At 67.7% G+C, this 18235-nt stretch carries 16 protein-coding genes; 13 read left to right on the top strand and 3 right to left on the bottom strand.

From position 1 onward, the window contains the following. Positions 1 to 78: 78 nt before the first annotated feature. Together JOF42_RS13665 and JOF42_RS13660 are read left to right on the top strand one after the other, a co-directional pair. The gene (locus JOF42_RS13665) at positions 79 to 777 is read left to right on the top strand and encodes a lysophospholipid acyltransferase family protein (RefSeq protein WP_210098336.1); all 699 of its coding nucleotides are present in this window, start codon (positions 79 to 81) and stop codon (positions 775 to 777) included. 37 nt (positions 778 to 814) lie between these two features. Further along, the gene (locus JOF42_RS13660; protein WP_210098335.1) at positions 815 to 2155 is read left to right on the top strand and encodes a class II 3-deoxy-7-phosphoheptulonate synthase; all 1341 of its coding nucleotides are present in this window, start codon (positions 815 to 817) and stop codon (positions 2153 to 2155) included. Between the two features lie 119 nt (positions 2156 to 2274). Here JOF42_RS13660 and pknB read toward each other — a convergent pair whose 3' ends face one another. Both pknB and JOF42_RS13650 read right to left on the bottom strand, forming a co-directional pair. Further along, entirely contained in the window at positions 2275 to 4221 is a 1947-nt protein-coding gene (pknB, locus tag JOF42_RS13655) for a Stk1 family PASTA domain-containing Ser/Thr kinase (protein ID WP_210098334.1), read from the bottom strand. A 79-nt stretch (positions 4222 to 4300) separates the two neighbouring features. Further along, a complete protein-coding gene (locus JOF42_RS13650) occupies positions 4301 to 5488 on the bottom strand; it encodes a LysM peptidoglycan-binding domain-containing protein (protein WP_210098333.1) in 1188 nt (395 codons plus the stop codon). 202 nt (positions 5489 to 5690) lie between these two features. Between JOF42_RS13650 and JOF42_RS13645 the strand changes: the two genes are divergently transcribed. Continuing rightward, positions 5691 to 6020: an Rv2175c family DNA-binding protein gene (locus JOF42_RS13645; protein WP_343849589.1), complete on the top strand. Its 330-nt coding sequence runs from the start codon at positions 5691 to 5693 to the stop codon at positions 6018 to 6020. 68 nt (positions 6021 to 6088) lie between these two features. On the opposite strand, the gene JOF42_RS13640 is transcribed toward JOF42_RS13645, so the two are convergent. Then, positions 6089 to 7189, bottom strand: a complete 1101-nt coding sequence (locus JOF42_RS13640; RefSeq protein WP_210098332.1) for a polyprenyl synthetase family protein — start codon at positions 7187 to 7189, stop codon at positions 6089 to 6091. 85 nt (positions 7190 to 7274) lie between these two features. Between JOF42_RS13640 and JOF42_RS13635 the strand changes: the two genes are divergently transcribed. The 10 genes from JOF42_RS13635 (at position 7275) to JOF42_RS13590 (ending at position 18184) form a co-directional block, all read left to right on the top strand. Continuing rightward, positions 7275 to 7646: a DUF3040 domain-containing protein gene (locus JOF42_RS13635; RefSeq protein WP_210098331.1), complete on the top strand. Its 372-nt coding sequence runs from the start codon at positions 7275 to 7277 to the stop codon at positions 7644 to 7646. A gap of 298 nt (positions 7647 to 7944) precedes the next feature. Next, positions 7945 to 8376: a division/cell wall cluster transcriptional repressor MraZ gene (gene mraZ / locus JOF42_RS13630; RefSeq protein WP_210098330.1), complete on the top strand. Its 432-nt coding sequence runs from the start codon at positions 7945 to 7947 to the stop codon at positions 8374 to 8376. 117 nt (positions 8377 to 8493) lie between these two features. Then, a complete protein-coding gene (gene rsmH / locus JOF42_RS13625) occupies positions 8494 to 9432 on the top strand; it encodes a 16S rRNA (cytosine(1402)-N(4))-methyltransferase RsmH (RefSeq protein WP_210098329.1) in 939 nt (312 codons plus the stop codon). Beyond that, positions 9429 to 10004, top strand: a complete 576-nt coding sequence (gene ftsL, locus JOF42_RS13620; protein WP_210098328.1) for a cell division protein FtsL — start codon at positions 9429 to 9431, stop codon at positions 10002 to 10004. The genes rsmH and ftsL overlap by 4 nt, the downstream gene beginning before the upstream one ends. 40 nt (positions 10005 to 10044) lie before the next feature. Further along, positions 10045 to 11826 carry a peptidoglycan D,D-transpeptidase FtsI family protein gene (locus JOF42_RS13615; protein ID WP_210098327.1) on the top strand — a complete coding sequence of 594 codons (1782 nt, stop codon included), beginning with the start codon at positions 10045 to 10047 and terminating at the stop codon, positions 11824 to 11826. Positions 11827 to 11854: 28 nt separating this feature from the next. Continuing rightward, the gene (locus tag JOF42_RS13610) at positions 11855 to 13267 is read left to right on the top strand and encodes a UDP-N-acetylmuramoyl-tripeptide--D-alanyl-D-alanine ligase (RefSeq protein ID WP_210098326.1); all 1413 of its coding nucleotides are present in this window, start codon (positions 11855 to 11857) and stop codon (positions 13265 to 13267) included. Further along, positions 13264 to 14376 (top strand): phospho-N-acetylmuramoyl-pentapeptide-transferase, encoded by a 1113-nt coding sequence (gene mraY, locus JOF42_RS13605; RefSeq protein ID WP_210098325.1) that lies wholly within the window; start codon positions 13264 to 13266, stop codon positions 14374 to 14376. Before JOF42_RS13610 ends, mraY begins: the two co-directional genes overlap by 4 nt. Continuing rightward, positions 14366 to 15904: a UDP-N-acetylmuramoyl-L-alanine--D-glutamate ligase gene (gene murD / locus JOF42_RS13600; RefSeq protein WP_210098324.1), complete on the top strand. Its 1539-nt coding sequence runs from the start codon at positions 14366 to 14368 to the stop codon at positions 15902 to 15904. The genes mraY and murD overlap by 11 nt, the downstream gene beginning before the upstream one ends. After that, positions 15873 to 17111 carry a putative lipid II flippase FtsW gene (ftsW, locus tag JOF42_RS13595; protein ID WP_210098323.1) on the top strand — a complete coding sequence of 413 codons (1239 nt, stop codon included), beginning with the start codon at positions 15873 to 15875 and terminating at the stop codon, positions 17109 to 17111. The genes murD and ftsW overlap by 32 nt, the downstream gene beginning before the upstream one ends. Then, positions 17108 to 18184, top strand: coding sequence for a UDP-N-acetylglucosamine--N-acetylmuramyl-(pentapeptide) pyrophosphoryl-undecaprenol N-acetylglucosamine transferase (locus JOF42_RS13590; protein WP_210098322.1), 1077 nt, complete (start codon positions 17108 to 17110; stop codon positions 18182 to 18184). Before ftsW ends, JOF42_RS13590 begins: the two co-directional genes overlap by 4 nt. Positions 18185 to 18235: the final 51 nt, after the last annotated feature.

Below are 18235 nucleotides of genomic sequence, written 5' to 3'. Positions count from 1 at the left end.
ATGAGACTCAGTCGCCAAATCATCTGCGATCAGCAGTGGCGCTGGTGGATGCCGGTCGCGGCGCTAGACTTCACCTCGATGTTCTACTGGCTGATGAAGTACGTCGCGATCGGCCCCGTGGTGAAGGCCGTCTTCCGACCATGGGTGGTCGGTCGTGCGAACATCCCCGCGAACGGTGCGGCGATCCTCGCCAGCAACCACCTCTCGTTCGCCGACTCGATCTTCCTCCCGCTGATGATCGACCGTCCGATGTCGTTCCTCGCGAAGAGCGACTATTTCACCGGACGAGGGCTCAAGGGCTGGGCCACCAAGTTCTTCATGAAGGCCACCGGGCAGATCCCCATCGATCGCTCGGGCGGCAAGGCCTCGGAGGCGTCGTTGAACACCGGGTTGCAGGTGCTGGGACGAGGCGATCTGCTCGGGATCTACCCCGAGGGAACCCGCAGCCCCGACGGACGTCTCTACCGCGGCCGTACCGGCATCGCGCGCATGGCGATGGAAGCGAAGGTTCCGGTCATCCCGGTGATCATGGTCGACACCGACACGGCGATGCCGATCGGGCAGCGTCTGCCGCGTGTGGTGCGCGTCGGGATCGTCATCGGAGAGCCTCTGGACTTCTCGCGATACGCGGGCATGGAGAACGACCGGTACATCCTCCGATCCGTCACGGACGAGATCATGGTCGCGCTGCAGCGACTGGGAGAACAACAGTACGACGACGTCTACGCGTCGACCGTGAAGGACCGCCTGCCTGCCCGCGTCACAGAGCGCTCCTGAGGCATCTCGCCTCCGCCGCGCGCACTAGGCTGGTCTCATGCTCCAGCACCACATCGACGCGCTTGACGCGTGGCGCTCGCTCCCGATCAAGCAGCAGCCTCAGTGGCCCGACGCCGAGCGCGTCTCCGAGGTCTCGTCGCAGATCGCAGCGCTTCCGCCCCTGGTGTTCGCCGGCGAGGTCGACAACCTCCGCGACCGTCTCGCGCGCGCAGCATCCGGGCGGGCTTTCCTGCTCCAGGGTGGCGACTGCGCAGAGACGTTCGCCGGCGCCACCGCCGATCAGATCCGCAACCGGATCAAGACCGTCCTGCAGATGGCGGTCGTGCTGACGTATGGCGCCTCGATGCCCGTCGTGAAGATGGGCCGCATGGCCGGTCAGTTCGCCAAGCCGCGTTCGAGCGACACCGAGACCCGCGGCGACGTCACCCTGCCCGCCTACCGCGGCGACATCGTGAACGGGTACGACTTCACCGAGGGCTCGCGCCGTGCCGACCCGGGTCGTCTGCTTCAGGGGTACCACACGGCAGCGTCGACGCTGAACCTCATCCGCGCGTTCACGCAGGGTGGATTCGCAGACCTGCGCGAGGTGCACTCGTGGAACAAAGGCTTCGCGCAGAACCCGGCGAACCAGCGCTACGAGCGCATGGCCGCCGAGATCGACCGCGCCATCAAGTTCATGGAGGCGGCCGGCGCCGACTTCGACGAGCTCACCCGCGTCGAGTTCTTCACGGGCCACGAGGGCCTGCTGATGGACTACGAGCGCCCGATGACCCGCATCGACTCCCGCACGGACACGCCGTTCAACACCTCGGCGCACTTCCTGTGGATCGGGGAGCGCACCCGCGAGCTCGACGGCGCGCACATCGACTACTTCTCGAAGATCCGCAACCCCATCGGCGTCAAGCTCGGTCCGACCACGACGCCCGAGACGGCGCTGGCCCTGATCGACAAGCTCGACCCGAACCGCGAGCCCGGACGACTGACGTTCATCACGCGCATGGGAGCGGGCAAGATCCGCGACGCTCTGCCGCCGCTGCTCGAGGCCGTCCGCGACTCGGGTGCGCAGCCGCTGTGGGTCACCGACCCGATGCACGGCAACGGCATCACGACCCCCACGGGTTACAAGACGCGTCGCTTCGACGATGTCGTCGACGAGGTGCGCGGCTTCTTCGAGGCGCATCGCGCCGCAGGGACGTTCCCCGGCGGCATCCATGTCGAGCTCACCGGTGACGACGTCACCGAGTGCCTCGGCGGATCCGAGCACATCGACGAGGCCGCCCTCGCGACCCGCTACGAGAGCCTCTGCGACCCGCGTCTGAACCACATGCAGTCGCTCGAGCTGGCCTTCCTCGTGGCTGAGGAGCTCGAGAAGCGCTGATCGCAGACACCGACACGAAGAACCGCCCTCCCGTTCCTGGGAGGGCGGTTCTTTCGTCTGTCGACGTGGTCTGACGGCAGCGGCGTCGGCCTGTGGCCGGCAACGTCAGCAGCGGGTCGTCATCCGCTGAGCTGGATGGAGAGCTGCACCGTTCCGCCCCGAGGCAGCTGCTTGTCGGAGCCCGGATCCTGTGCGGTGACCTTGGCCATCTCGCCGAAGCCGGGGAGATCGCCCCACGCGGCGTAGCTGGCGGTGAAACCGGCATCCTCGAGGACCTGCTTCGCCTCGACCAGCGTCCTCCCCGTCACATCGGGAACGTCGTAGAGCTGCGGACCCTTCGAGACGATGAGCTGCACGGTCTCTCCCGGGCGCCAGTTGCCCTTCTCCGGGCGGTCCGCGACGCCGAGGACCAGATCCTTGTCCATCGACTCGCTGTAGTCGTAGAGGAGTTCGTCCGAGACCTTGAGCTGCTTGTCGGTCAGGGTGTTCTTCGCCTGGTCCACCGAGAGCCCGGTGACATCGGGGAAGGCACCTGCCGAGACGTAGAGCTCGACGGTGTCGTCTTCGAGCAGCTCGCATCCCTCGGCGCATGCGTACGCCTCGCCGCCGTCGCGAGGCGTCACGAAGGCGTTGATGACTCTGCCCGCGTCGGCGTCGGAGAAGAGCACGAGCGGCGTCTCGGTGACGTTGACCTTGATGTCGGCCAGGTAGTCGCGGGCCTCCTGCTCGGTCTTTCCGTTCAGGGTCTCGGCGGTGTGCGATGCGGGTCCGGTGGAGATGTAGACCGTGACCTCCGCGCCCTTGTCGAGGCGCTCGCCCTCATCCGGGTCTGTGCGGATCGTTTCGTCTCGCGCGACGTCGATCGAGTTCTCCTCGCCGCGCACAGGCGCGAAGCCTTCTGCGGTGAGGGCTGCGGCAGCATCGTCGTACGACAGTCCTGCGACGCTCGGCACGGCCACGAGGGAGCCGGGTCCTGATCCGAACCACCACCCCACGCCTCCGGCGACGGTCGCGAGAAGCAGTACCAGCGTCAGCAGGAATGCTCCGCGTGCGCGCCGCCGTGATGATCGGCGGCGGAGGAGTGTGGCATTGTCGATCGCGGCGGGAGCAGGCGCCGTCGGGTCGGCGATCACCATCGTGCTCGGCATGACCTTCGTCAGATCGGCTGAGTCGGCCTGCGAGCGCTGCGATGTGGTGGCTGCCGCGACGGCGGGAGCGATGCCGAGACCTCGTTCGATCTCGCGGAGACGATCGAGCATCTGCCCGGCGTCGTCCGGACGCTCGTCCGGGGACTTCTCGGTGGCCCACAGCACGAGTTCGTCGAGTTGCTCCGGCACTCCGGGGTTTCGCACGCTCGGGCGCGGCACGGACTCGGTCGCATGTTGGAATGCGATCTGCATCGGCTGTTCGCCCTTGTAGGGCTGCTCGCCCACGAGCATCTCGTACAGCATGATCCCGAGCGCGTAGATGTCGCTCCGGGCGTCCGCGGTGCCCCGTGTGACGAGTTCGGGGGCGAGATAGGCGATCGTGCCGAGCAGCTGCTGCCCGGTCGCCGTGTTCGCGGTGGTGGCGCGCGCGAGACCGAAGTCCCCGATCTTGATGCGACCGTCCTCGGCCAAAAGCACGTTCTCGGGCTTGACGTCGCGGTGCACGATTCCGGCACGGTGGGCGGCGGAGAGTCCGGCGAGGATGGCATCCATGATCGTGATGGTCTGCGGGATCGTGAGCCGCTTCTGCTCGCGCAGCAGCTCTCGCAGCGTGATCCCCGGGAGGTACTCCATCACCAGGTAGGCGAGTTCGCCGTCCTGACCCTGATCGAACACGTTGACGACGTGGGGATCGGCGAGACGAGCGGCGGCGCGCGCCTCCTGGATGAAGCGGCTCTGGAAGGCCGAGTCGTCGCTGAGGTGCGCATGCATGACCTTGAGCGCGATGCGTCGTTCGAGGCGCAGGTCGGTCGCGACGTAGACGGTGGCCATGCCTCCGCGGGCGATTCTGGCTCGCACCCGGTACCGACCGTCGACAAGCCGCCCGATGAGGGGGTCGGCCTGCTGATTGGTCGTCACGTCAAGATTCTATGGAGAACTGCCTGAAAGCTCGGGGAGCGGCTCGCCCCTCGACCCTGCGGGTTTGCCCGGAAGCGGGTCAACCGTGGATGCCGAGCCACTGGTATGCCTGGGTCTCCCACTGGCCGTATCGCTCGGGGTAGGCCGAGATCTGCACCGCCTGGGCGGCATCGGTGAAGCGTTTGCCCTCCCAGCCTGCGATGTCGAGAAGCCCTCGGGAGGTCTGCCCGTTCGGGTCGGAGGCGCCGCCGTAGAACACCCGCGTGCTCCGCTCGGCGTCGATCGCCTGCTCGGGTGTGCCCCATCCCATGCTCGGACGCTGCTGGAACAACCCGAGCGAATCCCGATCGCCCCACGTCACGTTGCGCATGCTGGACTCGACCATCGCGGTGGCCAGCGCGATGGCGACGGCCCTGTCGGATGCTCCGAGCTCGCGACCGATGCGGATGATGAGCGACGCGTTTCCCGCCTGCTCGGCATCGAGGGTGGCGAAGAGCTGCGGTGGCGGTGTCTTCGCGGCCGAGGCCGGCGTGGACGCCGGGGCAGGGGTCGGGGCGGAGACCGTGATCTTCTGCCCCGGATAGATGATCGATCCTGCCGCGAGGCCGTTCAGAGAATAGAGCTTCGACACGGTGGTGCCGTACTTCTGTGCGATTCCGAACAGTGTGTCGCCGGCGGTGACAGCGTGGGTCTTGCCTCCCGTCGTGACGGGAGGGGGAGATGCCGGAGCGACGGATGCGGCGGGTGCCGCCGACGTGCCGGAGACGGCCAGCTTCTGGCCGGGGTAGATGACGGATGCCCGGCTGAGGCCGTTCGCCGCCAGGACCTTGTCGACAGTGGTGCCGTACTTCTTCGCGATCGCGAAGATCGTGTCTCCCGCGACGACGACGTGGGTCGTGCTCGACGGTGCTTTCGGGGGAGCGACGGGGGTGACGGGTGCGGAGGCTCCAGAGAGCGACAGCTTCTGCCCCGGGTAGATCACCGAACGCCAGGTCAGACCGTTCCAGGTGAGCACGTCGACCGTGCGCAGCCCGAATCGGTTCGCGATGGACGAGATCGTGTCACCGGGTCGAACGGTGTAAGCGACCGGCGTGGCCTGTGCCGCGACGTCCCGGGTCGGCACAGCCTGCAGGCGTTCGACGGGTGGGGTGACGGCGTCAGCGGACGCGGGAGCGATGGCGATCGCACCGGTCAGTGTTCCCAGAACGGCGGCGGGTACCCCCAGCTGGAGATAGCGCGTCCGGCGCGCGACAGCATGCGTTCTCAAGGTGATCCCCCTTGTTCGGCGTCTGCCCACGCTGACACGTATGTATACGGAAGTCAACAGAAGTGACGCATGTGACTGGAGTGATCGCGGGCTCGGAAATGCGACCGACGCGCAGAGATGAGATAGTTGCAACGTGTCTGTGCCGTCTGAAAGCAAGTCCTCCGAAACCCCGCAGTCCGAGACCCAGGGGTCCGAGAACAGCGTGACCGCCACCGAATGGCTGGCGATGCCCGATCTCGTCGACGTCCTCGACGAGTCGCTCGGTCGCGTACGCCGGCTGATCGACGAGCACTACCTCATCGGCTCGCGCCGCTCCGGAGTCTTCGCCGTCCCCTCGGTGTTCATCGTCGACGGCCACCCGCTGTCGTCGCTGCGCGGAACGATCATCGTTCTGCAGGATGCCGGATTCACCGACGACGAGGTCATCGACTGGCTGCTCGCCGCCGACGAGGAACTGGGCCGCTCGCCCATCGACGCTCTCCTCGCCGGACATAAGAGCGCGGTCCGCCGCGTCGCCCGCACGCTCGCCTGACGGACGCTCGTCCGACCTGCGTCGCGCGGACTCGAGCAGAGTCGGCGCCGACGCGATGGGCTGCGCTGTCAGGCCGTCCGGACGGTCGCCGCGCGTGCGAGATCGCGCAGGCCGCCGACGGCGGCGTTGTCGAGCTTCGCGCCTGACAGTGCTCGGTCGGCTTCGACGGCGTACGCGTCGATCATGCTCTCGACGCGCTCGAGCGCGCCGGAGCCCGAGATCGTCGCCTGCAGGAACGCGACCTGCTCGGCGGTGAGGTCGGGGTCGCCGAGCATCTCGTCGAACAGGTTCCTGGCCGACGTGTCGAGCGTCTGCCTGGTGAGCGCCACCAGCACTGTGCGCTTGCCCTCGCGCAGATCGTCGCCCGCGGGCTTCCCGGTGACGGCAGCGTCGCCGTAGACGCCCAGCACGTCGTCGCGGAGCTGGAACGCCATTCCCACGGGGTGCCCGAACCGGCGCAGGTCCGTGATCTGATCCGCATCGCCGTCCGCGATCGACGCCCCGAGGACGAGCGGCTGCTCGATGCTGTACCTGGCGGACTTGAGCGACACGACTCGAAGAGCTCGCTCGACGTGCGAGTCGGTCGCATGAACGCTCCAGGCGGATTCCTCGGCGATGTCGAGGTACTGCCCCACCGTGACGTCGCGGCGCATCCGGCCGTACTCGCGACGGACGGCGCCCGCATGGGGGAGTGCGGCGATCGCCTCCTCGAGCAGGTCGTCGCTCCAGGCCACCAGCAGGTCGCCGAGGAGGATCGCCGACGACCGCCCGAACGCTGCGGCATCGCCCTGCCATCCGGACTCTCGGTGGGTGCTCTCGAGCTCGCGATGCGCAGCCGGACGACCGCGGCGGGTGTCGGAGTTGTCGATGAGGTCGTCGTGCACGAGCGCGGCGGACTGGAAGATCTCCAGCGCTGCACAGACGTCCCAGAGTGCAGTGGTCTCCTGCGCGTCGCGGTCGCGGAACCGCGCGACTGCCTGCCACCCGGCGTGGCAGAACCTGGCACGCAGGCGCTTGCCTCCGACCAGGGTGCCGGCGGCGGAGTCGACGAGGCCCGAGGCATCGGGTCCGTACTCGACCGCCTCGCTCCTCATCCGCTCGAGGAACAGCTGCAGGCGCGCGGCGACGGCGTCGGGGACGAGTGTGGGGGACGGCACGACTCCCAGCATACGTAAAGCCAACAGAGGGTCGAACGGCTAGCCCAGACCCGCATACCGCGCGTAGAATGGACGGACGATACCCGAGGGGGACGAAATGCCACTCTCCGAACAGGAGCAGCGTCTGCTCGACGAGATGGAACGCCATCTCCTCCACAACGACGCCGATGTCGTCAGTGCGCCGTCAGGCGATCGAGCACTCAGCTACCGCAATCTCGTGTACGGGGCGTTGCTGCTCCTCGCCGGTGTGGGTGGGCTCATCGTCGGTGTGGTACTCGGTGATGTCTGGGGCGTCGTCGTCGGCGTCATCGGATTCGCCGCGATGCTCGGTGGCGTGATGCTGGCCGTCACCCCGGTGCGCAAGCCCGTCTCCGCGATTCCCCGTGAGCGGGCGCCCAAGCAGCACAGTTCCGCATCCTTCATGGATCGCATGAACGACAGGTGGGATCGCCGCCAAGACGGTCACTGACCGACAACACTTCTTCTTCGAAGGCCCGGATGCTCTGAGCATCCGGGCCTTCGTCGTTTCACGCCGCGATCGAGGGTGAGGATCGGCTCTGCGCTCCCCGGTGAGCTCTTTCCGCCGTTGGCGCTCCACCGCCCTCCACCTGCCCTCCACTCCTCTCCACCGCGTAATCACGCGGATGTTCGGGGAGCCCGCATCAATCCAGGGCGCTCTCCCCTGGATTGACCGTAGGTTTGTGGAGGAAAGTGGAGTAAAGTGGGGCGCACCTCGAGTTGGCCGGACGTAGAGGGGGTGATGGCTGATGTTGCTGGGAACGCATTCTCCGAAGTTGGACGACAAGGGACGGGTCATCCTTCCCGCGAAGTTCCGCGAAGACCTCGGTGGCGGCATCGTCGTCACGCGAGGGCAGGAACGCTGCCTCTACGTCTTCAGTACGGCCGAATTCGAGCTGATGCACGAGCGGATCCGTCAGGCGCCGCTCGCGAACAAGCAGGCGCGTGACTTCATGCGTCTGTTTCTCTCCGGTGCGAGTGCGGAGATGCCCGACAGCCAGAACCGCATCACCATCCCCGTGCACCTTCGCCAGTACGCGGGCCTGCAGAAGGAACTCATCGTCACAGGTGTCGGCGCCCACGCCGAGATCTGGGATGCAGAGAGCTGGAACACGTACCTCGCGGCCGGCGAGGAGACATATGCCGATCTCGAGCAGGAGGTGATTCCGGGACTGTTCTGACCACGGCTGTGATGCCCCGCCGCTCCTGCCCCGACACACTTCCCCGGTGCCGGGTCGAGAAGCGGAGGGGGATCAGGGCCCTGGTCTCCGACACACAGAGGTCACCCGAGAAAGATCATGAACCTCCGCGACATCCACACCCCCGTCCTGCTCGACCGCTGCGTCGAGCTGCTCGCTCCGGCACTCCAGGCCGACGGAGCGGTGCTCGTCGATGCCACCCTCGGCATGGGCGGCCACTCCGAGGCGCTTCTCGAGCGGTTCCCGAACATCCGCCTCGTCGGTCTCGACCGAGACACCGACGCCCTGCGCATCGCGGGGGAGCGGCTGGCACGGTTCAAGGACCGGGTCACTCTCGTGCACACCGTGTATGACGAGATCGGGCTGCACGCACAGGGAGCCGCAGGCATCCTGTTCGACCTCGGTGTCTCATCGCTTCAGCTTGACGAAGCCGACCGCGGCTTCGCGTACTCGAAGGATGCCCCGCTCGACATGCGCATGGACCAGACGAAGGGCGTCACCGCCGCGGAGGTCATCGCCACGTACAACGAGGGGAACCTCCGCCGCATCTTCGAGCGCTACGGCGAGGAGAAGCTCGCGGGTCGCTACGCACGGTTCATCATCGCCGCGCGCGAGAAGCAGCCGATCACCCGCTCGGGCGAACTCGTCGAGATCCTCATCGCCGCCACACCCGCCGCTGCGCAGCGCGCAGGACACCCCGCCAAGCGCGTCTTCCAGGCGCTGCGCATCGAGGTGAACGCCGAGCTCAACGTGCTGGCGGATGCGATTCCGTCGGCGATGGACGCACTCTCCGTTGGCGGACGCATCGTGGTGATGTCGTACCAGTCGCTCGAGGACCGGCTCGTGAAGCAGGCATTCGCCGCGGGAGCAGCATCCACCGCTCCGAGAGGTCTTCCGGTCGAGCTGCCCGAGCACGCACCGCGTTTCCGCATCATCACCAAGGGCGCCGAGCTCGCCGACGACGACGAACGCGCGAGGAACCCGCGGGCCATACCGGTGCGTCTGCGCGCCGCAGAGAAGGTGCGGGACACCCCATGAGCCTGAACGCCACAGCACGCAAGCCCCAGGCGCTGCCCGAGGCGCCGGTACGCGAACCACGCCGGCGCCTGCAGCCCGTCACAGCGACCCCGGTGCGCCGCAAGCCCAAGCTCGCATACGCAGTCATGGCCGTCGCGGGCGCCATGGCGATCGGGGCCGTGCAGATCGGCCTGTCGCTCGCGATCACGCAGGACTCCTTCACGCTCGCGAGTCTCTCGTCGCAGCAGCACGAGCTCGACCTCCAGACGAACGCCCTTCAGGAAGACCTGACCGGTATCAGCTCCCCCCAGTCCCTCGCCACCGGCGCCGCGGCACTCGGGATGGTCGTGGCCGGCTCGCCCGCCTACCTGCGTCTCAGCGACGGCGCGGTGTTCGGACAGGGCACGGGAGCCGTGGGAACCTCCACGGTCGACCCGAACGGAGCGGGCGCCGTGAGCAACGCCCTGCTCAACGATGTGCCGGTGAATGCGTCGACCGAAGACGACGCCGCGCCCGATGGCACGGCGGGGCAGACCGCGCAGGATCTGCCGCCGGCCATCACCGACGGCCTGCCGAGTCCCAGCACCCGCTAGCTGAATTCCACCGACCATCACGATCTGACGGAGAGAGTCCATGACGACACGAGCCACCCGGACACCCCGGCGACGCACGGTCGTCGCGCTCGCGGTGATCCTGTCGATCCTCGCGGCGTTCGTCGTCCGTCTCATCGACATCCAGGTGGTGAAGGCCGACGAGCACGTCGCCCAGTCGCTCGAGTTCATCGCGGAGGGCACTCCCATCGCGGGACAGCGGGGGGCGGTCGTCGACTCGGACGGGGCGGTCCTCGCCGAGAGCGTGAACGTCTATGACGCGCAGCTCAGCCCGCAGGTCATCCGCATCCTGGAAGAGAACGAGAAGAACCCTCCCACGCTTCCGTGGGCGGAGGCATCGACCCGGATCGCCGAGATCATGGGGCTGGATGCCGACAAGCTGCGCTCCGACGTCGCGGCGGCCCTCGCCGAGAACCCCGACACGCAGTACTTCCCCCTGGTCAAGGGGCTCAGCACCGAGCAGTACATCGAGCTGCGGAACCTCAAGGTCTCGTCGTATCTCCAGATGACGGCGCGCGAGGTCCGGGTCTACCCGAACGGCGCTGTGGCGGGAAACCTTCTGGGCTACCTCAACGGCACCGGCGATGCGAAGGCCGGCGTCGAGAAGATGGACGACAAGTGCCTCGCTCCGACCGACGGCGAGGAGTCGTACCGCACGGGCAAGGACGGCGTGGTTATCCCCGGCAGCGAGAGCCGGGTCGACGCCGTCGACGGCGGCACCGTGCAGCTGACGATCAACAGCGACCTGCAGTGGTACATGCAGCAGATGATCGCCGAGGAGGCGCAGACGCAGGGCGCGAAGGGCGGCACCGTCACGGTGGTCGAGGTCGGCACGGGCAAGATCCGCGCGGCAGCCGAATGGCCGACCATGGACCCCAACGACCTGGATGCCTCATCGTCCGACACCTGGGGGAGCAAGCTCTTCACCTATCCGTTCGAACCGGGCTCGACCTTCAAGCCGATCACGGCCGCGGCGATCATGGAGAACGCCGGCGTCACGATGACGAGCCCGACCGTCTCCGCGTCATCGCACGAGAAGTTCGAGAACGGCGCCGTGATCAACGACGCGTTCGTGCACCCCACCTTCGAGTACACGCTCGCCGGCGCGCTCATCGACTCCTCGAACGTCGCCCTGTCGAAGTTCGGGACCATGGTCAGCCCCGACACCCGATACGACTACCTGCAGCGCTTCGGCGTCGGCGAGCAGACCATCGGATTCCCGGACGAGGCGAGCGGTCTGCTGCACCCCACGAAGGACTGGGACAACCAGTCGCTGTACACGACCACCTTCGGTCAGTACTTCACGGTGACAGCCCCGCAGCTCGCGGGCGCCTACCAGGCGATCGCGAACGGCGGCGAGAAGATCGGCCTGTCGCTGATCGAATCGTGCACGACGCCGGACGGCACCGTGGTGACGCCCGACGCGCCGGAGCGCGAGCAGGTCATCAAGACGCAGACCGCCGCGGACATCACCAGGATGCTCGAGAACGTCGCCGTGCAGGGCGGCAATGCCGACCGGATCAAGGTTCCCGGGTACCGGGTCACCAGCAAGACCGGTACCGCGCAGATCCCCGACGGCAAGGGCGGATACAAGTCCGGCGTGTACTACACGAGCATGGTGGGCTTCGCGCCGGTCGACGACCCCCAGTACGTCGTCGTGGTCACTCTCGACGAGCCGACTAGAATTACATCGTCTGCCGCCACCGCATCGGCCTTCCAGAAGGCGATGACCCAGACCATGAAGACCTATCGCGTGATGCCGTCCTCCACCCCGATGGACGCGCTGCTTCCCAAGTTCGAATAGACGGCGCCCTGCCGCGCCTGGAGACGTCATGATCGCCCTGTCGCTTGCTGAGATCGCCGCCGTCCTCGGGGGTGATCTCCGCCTCGCCGGTCCTTCCACGGCCGACACCGTCGTCGACGGGGTGGTCGACACCGATTCGCGGAACATGGCGCCGGGATCGATCTTCGTCGCCAAGCCCGGCGCCGAGACCGACGGGCACCGCTTCGTCGGCTCCGCCCTCGCGGCGGGTGCCGCGCTCGCGATCGTGGAGCATCCGGTCGACGACGAGATCACCCAGATCGTCGTCCCCGACGCCGTCGGCGCCCTCGCCGATCTCGCCCGCGAGGTCGTCGCACGCGTGCGCGCCGCGGGAGATCTCCAGATCGTCGGCATCACCGGCTCGAACGGCAAGACGACCACGAAGAACTTCCTCGCGCGCATCCTCTCGGATGAGGGCGAGACGGTCGCACCGATCAACTCGTACAACAACGAGGTCGGCGCTCCCGTGACGATGCTCCGCATCACGCACGACACGCGCTTCCTGGTCAGCGAGTTCGGCGCCGACGGGCCGGGGAGCATCGCCCGACTCGCCGGGCTCGTCGAACCGGACATCGCCGTGGTGCTGATGGTCGGCATGGCGCACGCCGGCGGTTTCGGCGGGATCGAGGCGACCGCCAGAGCCAAGTCCGAGCTCGTCGCCGCGGCGACGCCCTCGGGGACCGCCGTGCTCAACGTCGACGACTCCCGTGTCGCCGCCATGCGCGAGCTCGCCGTCTCCCGCGGCATGCAGGTCGTCGGCTTCGGTCAGAGCGACTCGGCCGATGTGCGCGCTCATGACCTCGAGGTCACCGCGTCCGGCACGTCGTGCGTCATCGAGGCGGCGGGGGAGCGCATCCCGCTCCGGCTGCAGGTCCTCGGCGCGCATCACATCGGCAACGCCCTGGCGGCCATCGCCGCGGCACGGGTGCTGGGAGTCTCCACGGCTGACGCGGTCGCGCGTCTCGAGACCGTCGAGATCGCCGAGCGCTGGCGCATGCAGCCGATGGGCAACGATCGGGTGCGCATCATCAACGACGCGTACAACGCGAGCCCCGACTCGATGGCCGCCGCGCTGCGCACCCTCGCCCAGATCACCGGCCCCGACGAGCGCACCGTGGCCGTGCTCGGCGCGATGAGCGAACTCGGCGAGACCGCCGGCGAGGAGCACGACCGCATCGGCCTGCTCGCGGTGCGGCTGAACATCCAGCGCATCGTGGTGGTCGGTCCGGAGGCGCGCCGCCTCTTCATCTCCGCGATCGGCGAGGGATCCTGGGACAGCGAGGCGGTCTTCTTCCCCGACCAGGATGCTGCCTACGATTACCTGCGCACCGAGCTCCGCGACGGCGATCGCGTGCTCGTCAAGTCATCCAATTCCGTAGGCCTCCGGCATCTCGGCGATCGTCTGGGAGAATTGTTCTCGTGAGATCCCTCATCATGGCGGCTGCGATATCGCTCGCCTTCACACTCTTCCTGACACCCGTCTTCCTCCGGCTCTTCCGGAAGTGGGGCTGGGGTCAGGTCATCCGCACCCCCGAGGCGATCGAGAATCCGAGCCACGAGGCGAAGCGGGGCACACCGACCATGGGCGGCGTGATCTTCATCGTCGGCACGATGGTCGGGTACTTCACGGCCACCTACGTCGGCGGCGGTGTCCCTTCGACATCCGCACTCCTGGTCATCTGGCTGATGGTCGGTTTCGGGGCCGTCGGCTTCATCGACGACTACATGAAGGTCCGCAGTCAGCGCAGTCTCGGTCTCTCGGGCTGGCGCAAGATCATCGGTCAGCTGCTGGTGATCATCCCCTTCGGGATCGTCGCCCTGAACTTCCCGAACGCGTACGACCAGACACCGGCATCCGGGTCGATCTCGCTCTTCCGCGACATCCCCTGGCTGAACCTGTTCGCCTTCTCCGTCGTCCTGGGGTGGGCGCTCTACCTGCTCTGGATCTCGGTGATCGGCGTCGCGACGTCGAACAGTGTCAACCTCACCGACGGACTCGACGGCCTCGCGGCCGGAGCCGGCGTGATCGTGGTGGGTGCGTACAGCCTGATCGCCTTCTGGCAGTTCAAGCAGTCGTGCGTCGGCGAAGGCGTCGAGAAGGCGGCGATCGGCGGATGCTACGAGGTCCGCGATCCGTTCAGCCTGGCGATCATCGCCGCATCGTTCGCCGCCAGCCTCATCGGCTTCCTGTGGTGGAACGCGCCGAAGGCCAAGGTCTTCATGGGCGACGTCGGCTCGATGGCGATCGGCGGTGTGATCACCGCCATGGCGATCCTCACCCGCACGGAGCTGCTGCTCTTCGTGATCGCGGGCGTGTTCGTCCTCGCGTCGGGATCCGTGATCCTGCAGCGCGCCTACTTCAAGGTCACCCGTGGCAAGCGACTGTTCCTGATGAGTCCGTTCCATCATCATCTCGAGATGCGCGGATGGTCCGAGGTGACGATCGTCGTGCGGATGTGGATCATCGCGGGTCTGCTCGCGGTATCCGCGGTCGGTCTGTTCTACGTCGAATGGCTGACGCGTGTCAGCTGAGTCCAGGCTCGCGACGCTGACCAGCTGGCACTCCGACTGGTCGGGCCTCCGGGTCGCCGTGCTCGGGCTGTCGATGACCGGATTCTCGGTGGCCGACACACTCGCCGAACTCGGTGCGGATGTGCTCGTGCTCAGCGAATCGGCCGAGGAGGAGTACGCCACGCTGCTCCCCGTGATCGGCGCGCGTCTCGAGCTCGGGTCGCTCGCAGAGGTCCCCGAGGCCCTGAGCGGCTTCGCGCCCGAGGTCGTCATCGCGTCCCCGGGGTTCTCGCCGTCTCATCCGGTGATCCGGTGGGCGCAGCAGTCCGGCATCGCGATCTGGGGCGACATCGAACTCGCCTGGCGGGTGCGCGACAAGGTGACCAGGGCCGACGGCACGCCCGCGGATTGGGTGCTCATCACCGGGACGAACGGCAAGACCACCACCACTCAGCTCACCGCGTCCCTGCTCGTCGAAGGCGGACTGCGCGCTGCACCCTGCGGCAACATCGGCGTGCCGGTCCTCGACGCGATCCGTGACCCCGCCGGTTTCGACGTGCTCGTCGTCGAACTCTCCAGCCACCAGCTCTGGTACCTCGGGCAGTCGAGCGCCGAGGGCGAGCTGTATCCGTACGCCTCGGTGTGCCTGAACCTCGCCGACGATCACCTGGTCTGGCACGGCAGCGCCCAGGCGTACCGCGACGCGAAGGCGCTCGTCTACCGCAACACACGCGTCGCCTGCGTCTACAACAAGGCCGACGAGGCCACCAGGATCATGGTCGAGGAGGCCGAGGTCGTCGATGGCGCCCGTGCGATCGGCTTCGATCTCGGCATCCCCGGTCCGAGTGACCTCGGCGTGGTCGAAGGACTGCTGGTCGATCGCGCGTTCCTCGACGACCGGGCGACCAGCGCGCTGGAGCTGACGACCCTGGCCGACCTCGAGCGGGTCGGTCTCGCGGCCCCGCACATCGTGCAGAACATCCTCGCCGCCAGCGCACTCGCGCGCTCGCTCGGTGTGGAGCCGGAGGCCCTCCACGAGGCGCTTCAGTCGTTCCGCCTCGACGAGCACCGCATCCAGGTCATCGCCCGCCACGACGGCATCACGTGGGTGGACGACTCCAAGGCGACGAACCCGCACGCTGCGGCCTCGTCGCTGCGCGCCTACCCCGGAGCGGTCTGGGTCGTCGGCGGAGATCTGAAGGGCGTCGACATCGCGGACCTCGTCGCGTCGGTCGGTACGACGGCGAGTGCAGCCGTCATCATCGGCGTCGAACGAGCGTCGGTCGTCGCGGCATTCGAGCGACACGCGCCGGGGGTGCCGGTGTTCGAGGTGGATGCTGGCGAGACTGGACACGTCATGAATCGCGTCGTGGAGATCGCCGCGGGGATCGTCGAAGGCGAGGGCACAGTTCTGCTGGCCCCCGCAGCGGCATCCTTCGATCAGTTCTCCAGCTACGCGGATCGCGGACACCGCTTCGCCGAGGCGGTGCGGGACTGGATAGACCGGGGGAGCGCCGATGACGCAGGTCGCACGCCCCCCGAAGTCTGAGTCCGCACGGAGCGCATCCGGCGGTCTCGCCGCGCGGGTCTCCCTCGGGCGGCGGTTCACCCCCGTCTCGACCGAGTTCCTGATGATCGCATCGGCAGCGCTGATGCTGACGATCTTCGGCCTCGTGATGGTCCTCTCGGCGACCAGCGCCTCGGCGGTCTCCGCCGGCAAGAACCCCATGGACGGTGCTCTCCGTCAGGGGATCTTCGCTGTGCTCGGCATCCCGCTGATGTTCCTGATCTCGAGGCTGCCGATCCGGTTCCTCAAGCGCATGGCGTGGCCCGCCTTGTTCGGTTCCGTCGCCCTGCAGCTGCTCGTGTTCACGCCGCTGGGCATCGCAGACGGCGGCAACCGCAACTGGATCATGGTCGCGGGGTTCACCCTGCAGCCCTCCGAGTTCCTCAAGTTGGCGCTCGCGGTCTGGATCGGCTTCGTGCTGATGCGCAAGCACACGATGCTCGGCACGTGGCACCAGGTCTTCATCCCCGTCGTGCCCGTGTCTGCGCTGGCGATCGGCACCGTGCTCGCCGGTAAAGACCTCGGTACGGCGATGGTGCTCGTGCTGGTCATGCTGGGGTGCCTCTTCTTCTCCGGCGTGAAGCTTCGGCTGTTCATCATCCCGGTGTTCCTCGGTGTCATGTCGGTGCTGGCGCTCGCGCTGACCAGCGAGGACCGGATGCGTCGCATCACCGCCGTGTGCTCCGACATGAGCGACTACGAGAAGAACTGCTACCAGTCGATCCATGGCATCTGGGGCATGGCCTCCGGGGGCATCTTCGGCGTCGGCCTCGGCAACTCGCAGGAGAAGTACGGCTGGCTCCCCGCCGCCGGGAACGACTTCATCTTCGCCATCGTCGGCGAGGAGCTCGGACTCATCGGCTGCATCGTCGTGCTGGCTCTGTTCACCCTCTTCACGGTCGGCGCGTTCCACATCATCCGCAAGACCGACGACCCGTTCATCCGCGTCGCCGCGGGCGGTATCACCGTGTGGATCACCGGTCAGGCGGTCTTCAACATCGGCGTCGTGATCGGTCTGTTCCCCGTGATGGGCGTCCCGCTTCCCTTCATGTCGCAGGGCGGCACCGCACTGCTCGCCGTGCTCATCGCCTGCGGCGTGCTGCTGTCCTTCGCGCGCACCATTCCCGCGCCCGAGGCGCGTGCGGCTGAACGGGGCAACACGGCAGGGCGGGGTAAGGTCACACGGTGACCACGTACCTTCTCGCCGGCGGTGGAACCGCCGGTCACGTCAACCCCCTGCTCGCCGTCGCCGACGGGCTCCGCGCCCGCGACGCAGACGCCCCCGTCCTGGTCCTGGGAACGGCGGAGGGACTCGAGTCGCGACTCGTCCCCGCTCGGGGCTACGAGCTCCTCATCGTCGACAAAGTGCCTTTCCCTCGTCGTCCGAACGGCCAGGCGGCAGCCTTCCCCGCGCGGTTCCGCCGAGCCATCGCCCAGGTGCGCGCGCACATCCGTGACCACGGAGTCGATGTCGTCGTCGGTTTCGGCGGCTATGCCTCCGCTCCCGCCTACGTCGCCGCCCGTCGTGAGGGCATCCCCTTCGTCGTGCACGAGGCGAACGCGAAGCCCGGCCTCGCCAACGTGCTGGGTGCCCGACGTGCCGCAGCGACCGGTGTCGCGTTCGGCGGCACGAAGCTGCGTGGAGGCGAGGTCGTCGGAATGCCGCTTCGACGCGAGGTCATCGAGCTCGACCGCGCCGCGGCGCGCGACGAGGCTGCGTCGTACTTCGGCCTCGATGCGGCGCGGCCCGTTCTTCTGGTCTTCGGCGGATCGCTCGGGGCGCAGCGGCTGAACGAAGCCCTGGCCGACTCGTGGGGCGACATCCTCGCCGCGGACTGGCAGCTCCTGCACGTCACGGGGGAGCGCAGCGACCTCGCCGACCCCGAGGTTCCCGGCTACGCCCTGCGCCGCTACGTCGACCGGATGGACCTCGCCTTCGCGCTGGCCGACCTCATCGTGTCGCGATCCGGTGCGGCGACGGTCAGCGAGATCAGCGCCCTCGGCATCCCGGCTCTGTACGTGCCGTATTCGGTCGGGAACGGCGAGCAGCGACTCAATGCCGCCTCCGCCGTCGCGGCAGGAGCTGCTCGGCTGCTCGACGATGCGACGTTCGACGGCGACGCCGTGCGGAAGATCGTCATCCCCGTGCTCAAGGATCCGCAGCGAATCGCCGAGATGGCGGCCGCGGCCGAGAAGGTCGGCACCAGGAGCGGGACCGAGAATGTCATCGCCCTGGTGGATCGCGCCCTCGGACTCGTCTGACTCCGCCGTAGACACGGCCCCGCGACGCCGAAACGTCCTCACCGAAAAGTA

This window comes from Microbacterium phyllosphaerae (assembly GCF_017876435.1).
Classification (GTDB): domain Bacteria; phylum Actinomycetota; class Actinomycetes; order Actinomycetales; family Microbacteriaceae; genus Microbacterium; species Microbacterium phyllosphaerae.
This window is presented reverse-complemented; position numbering and strand designations above follow the sequence as displayed.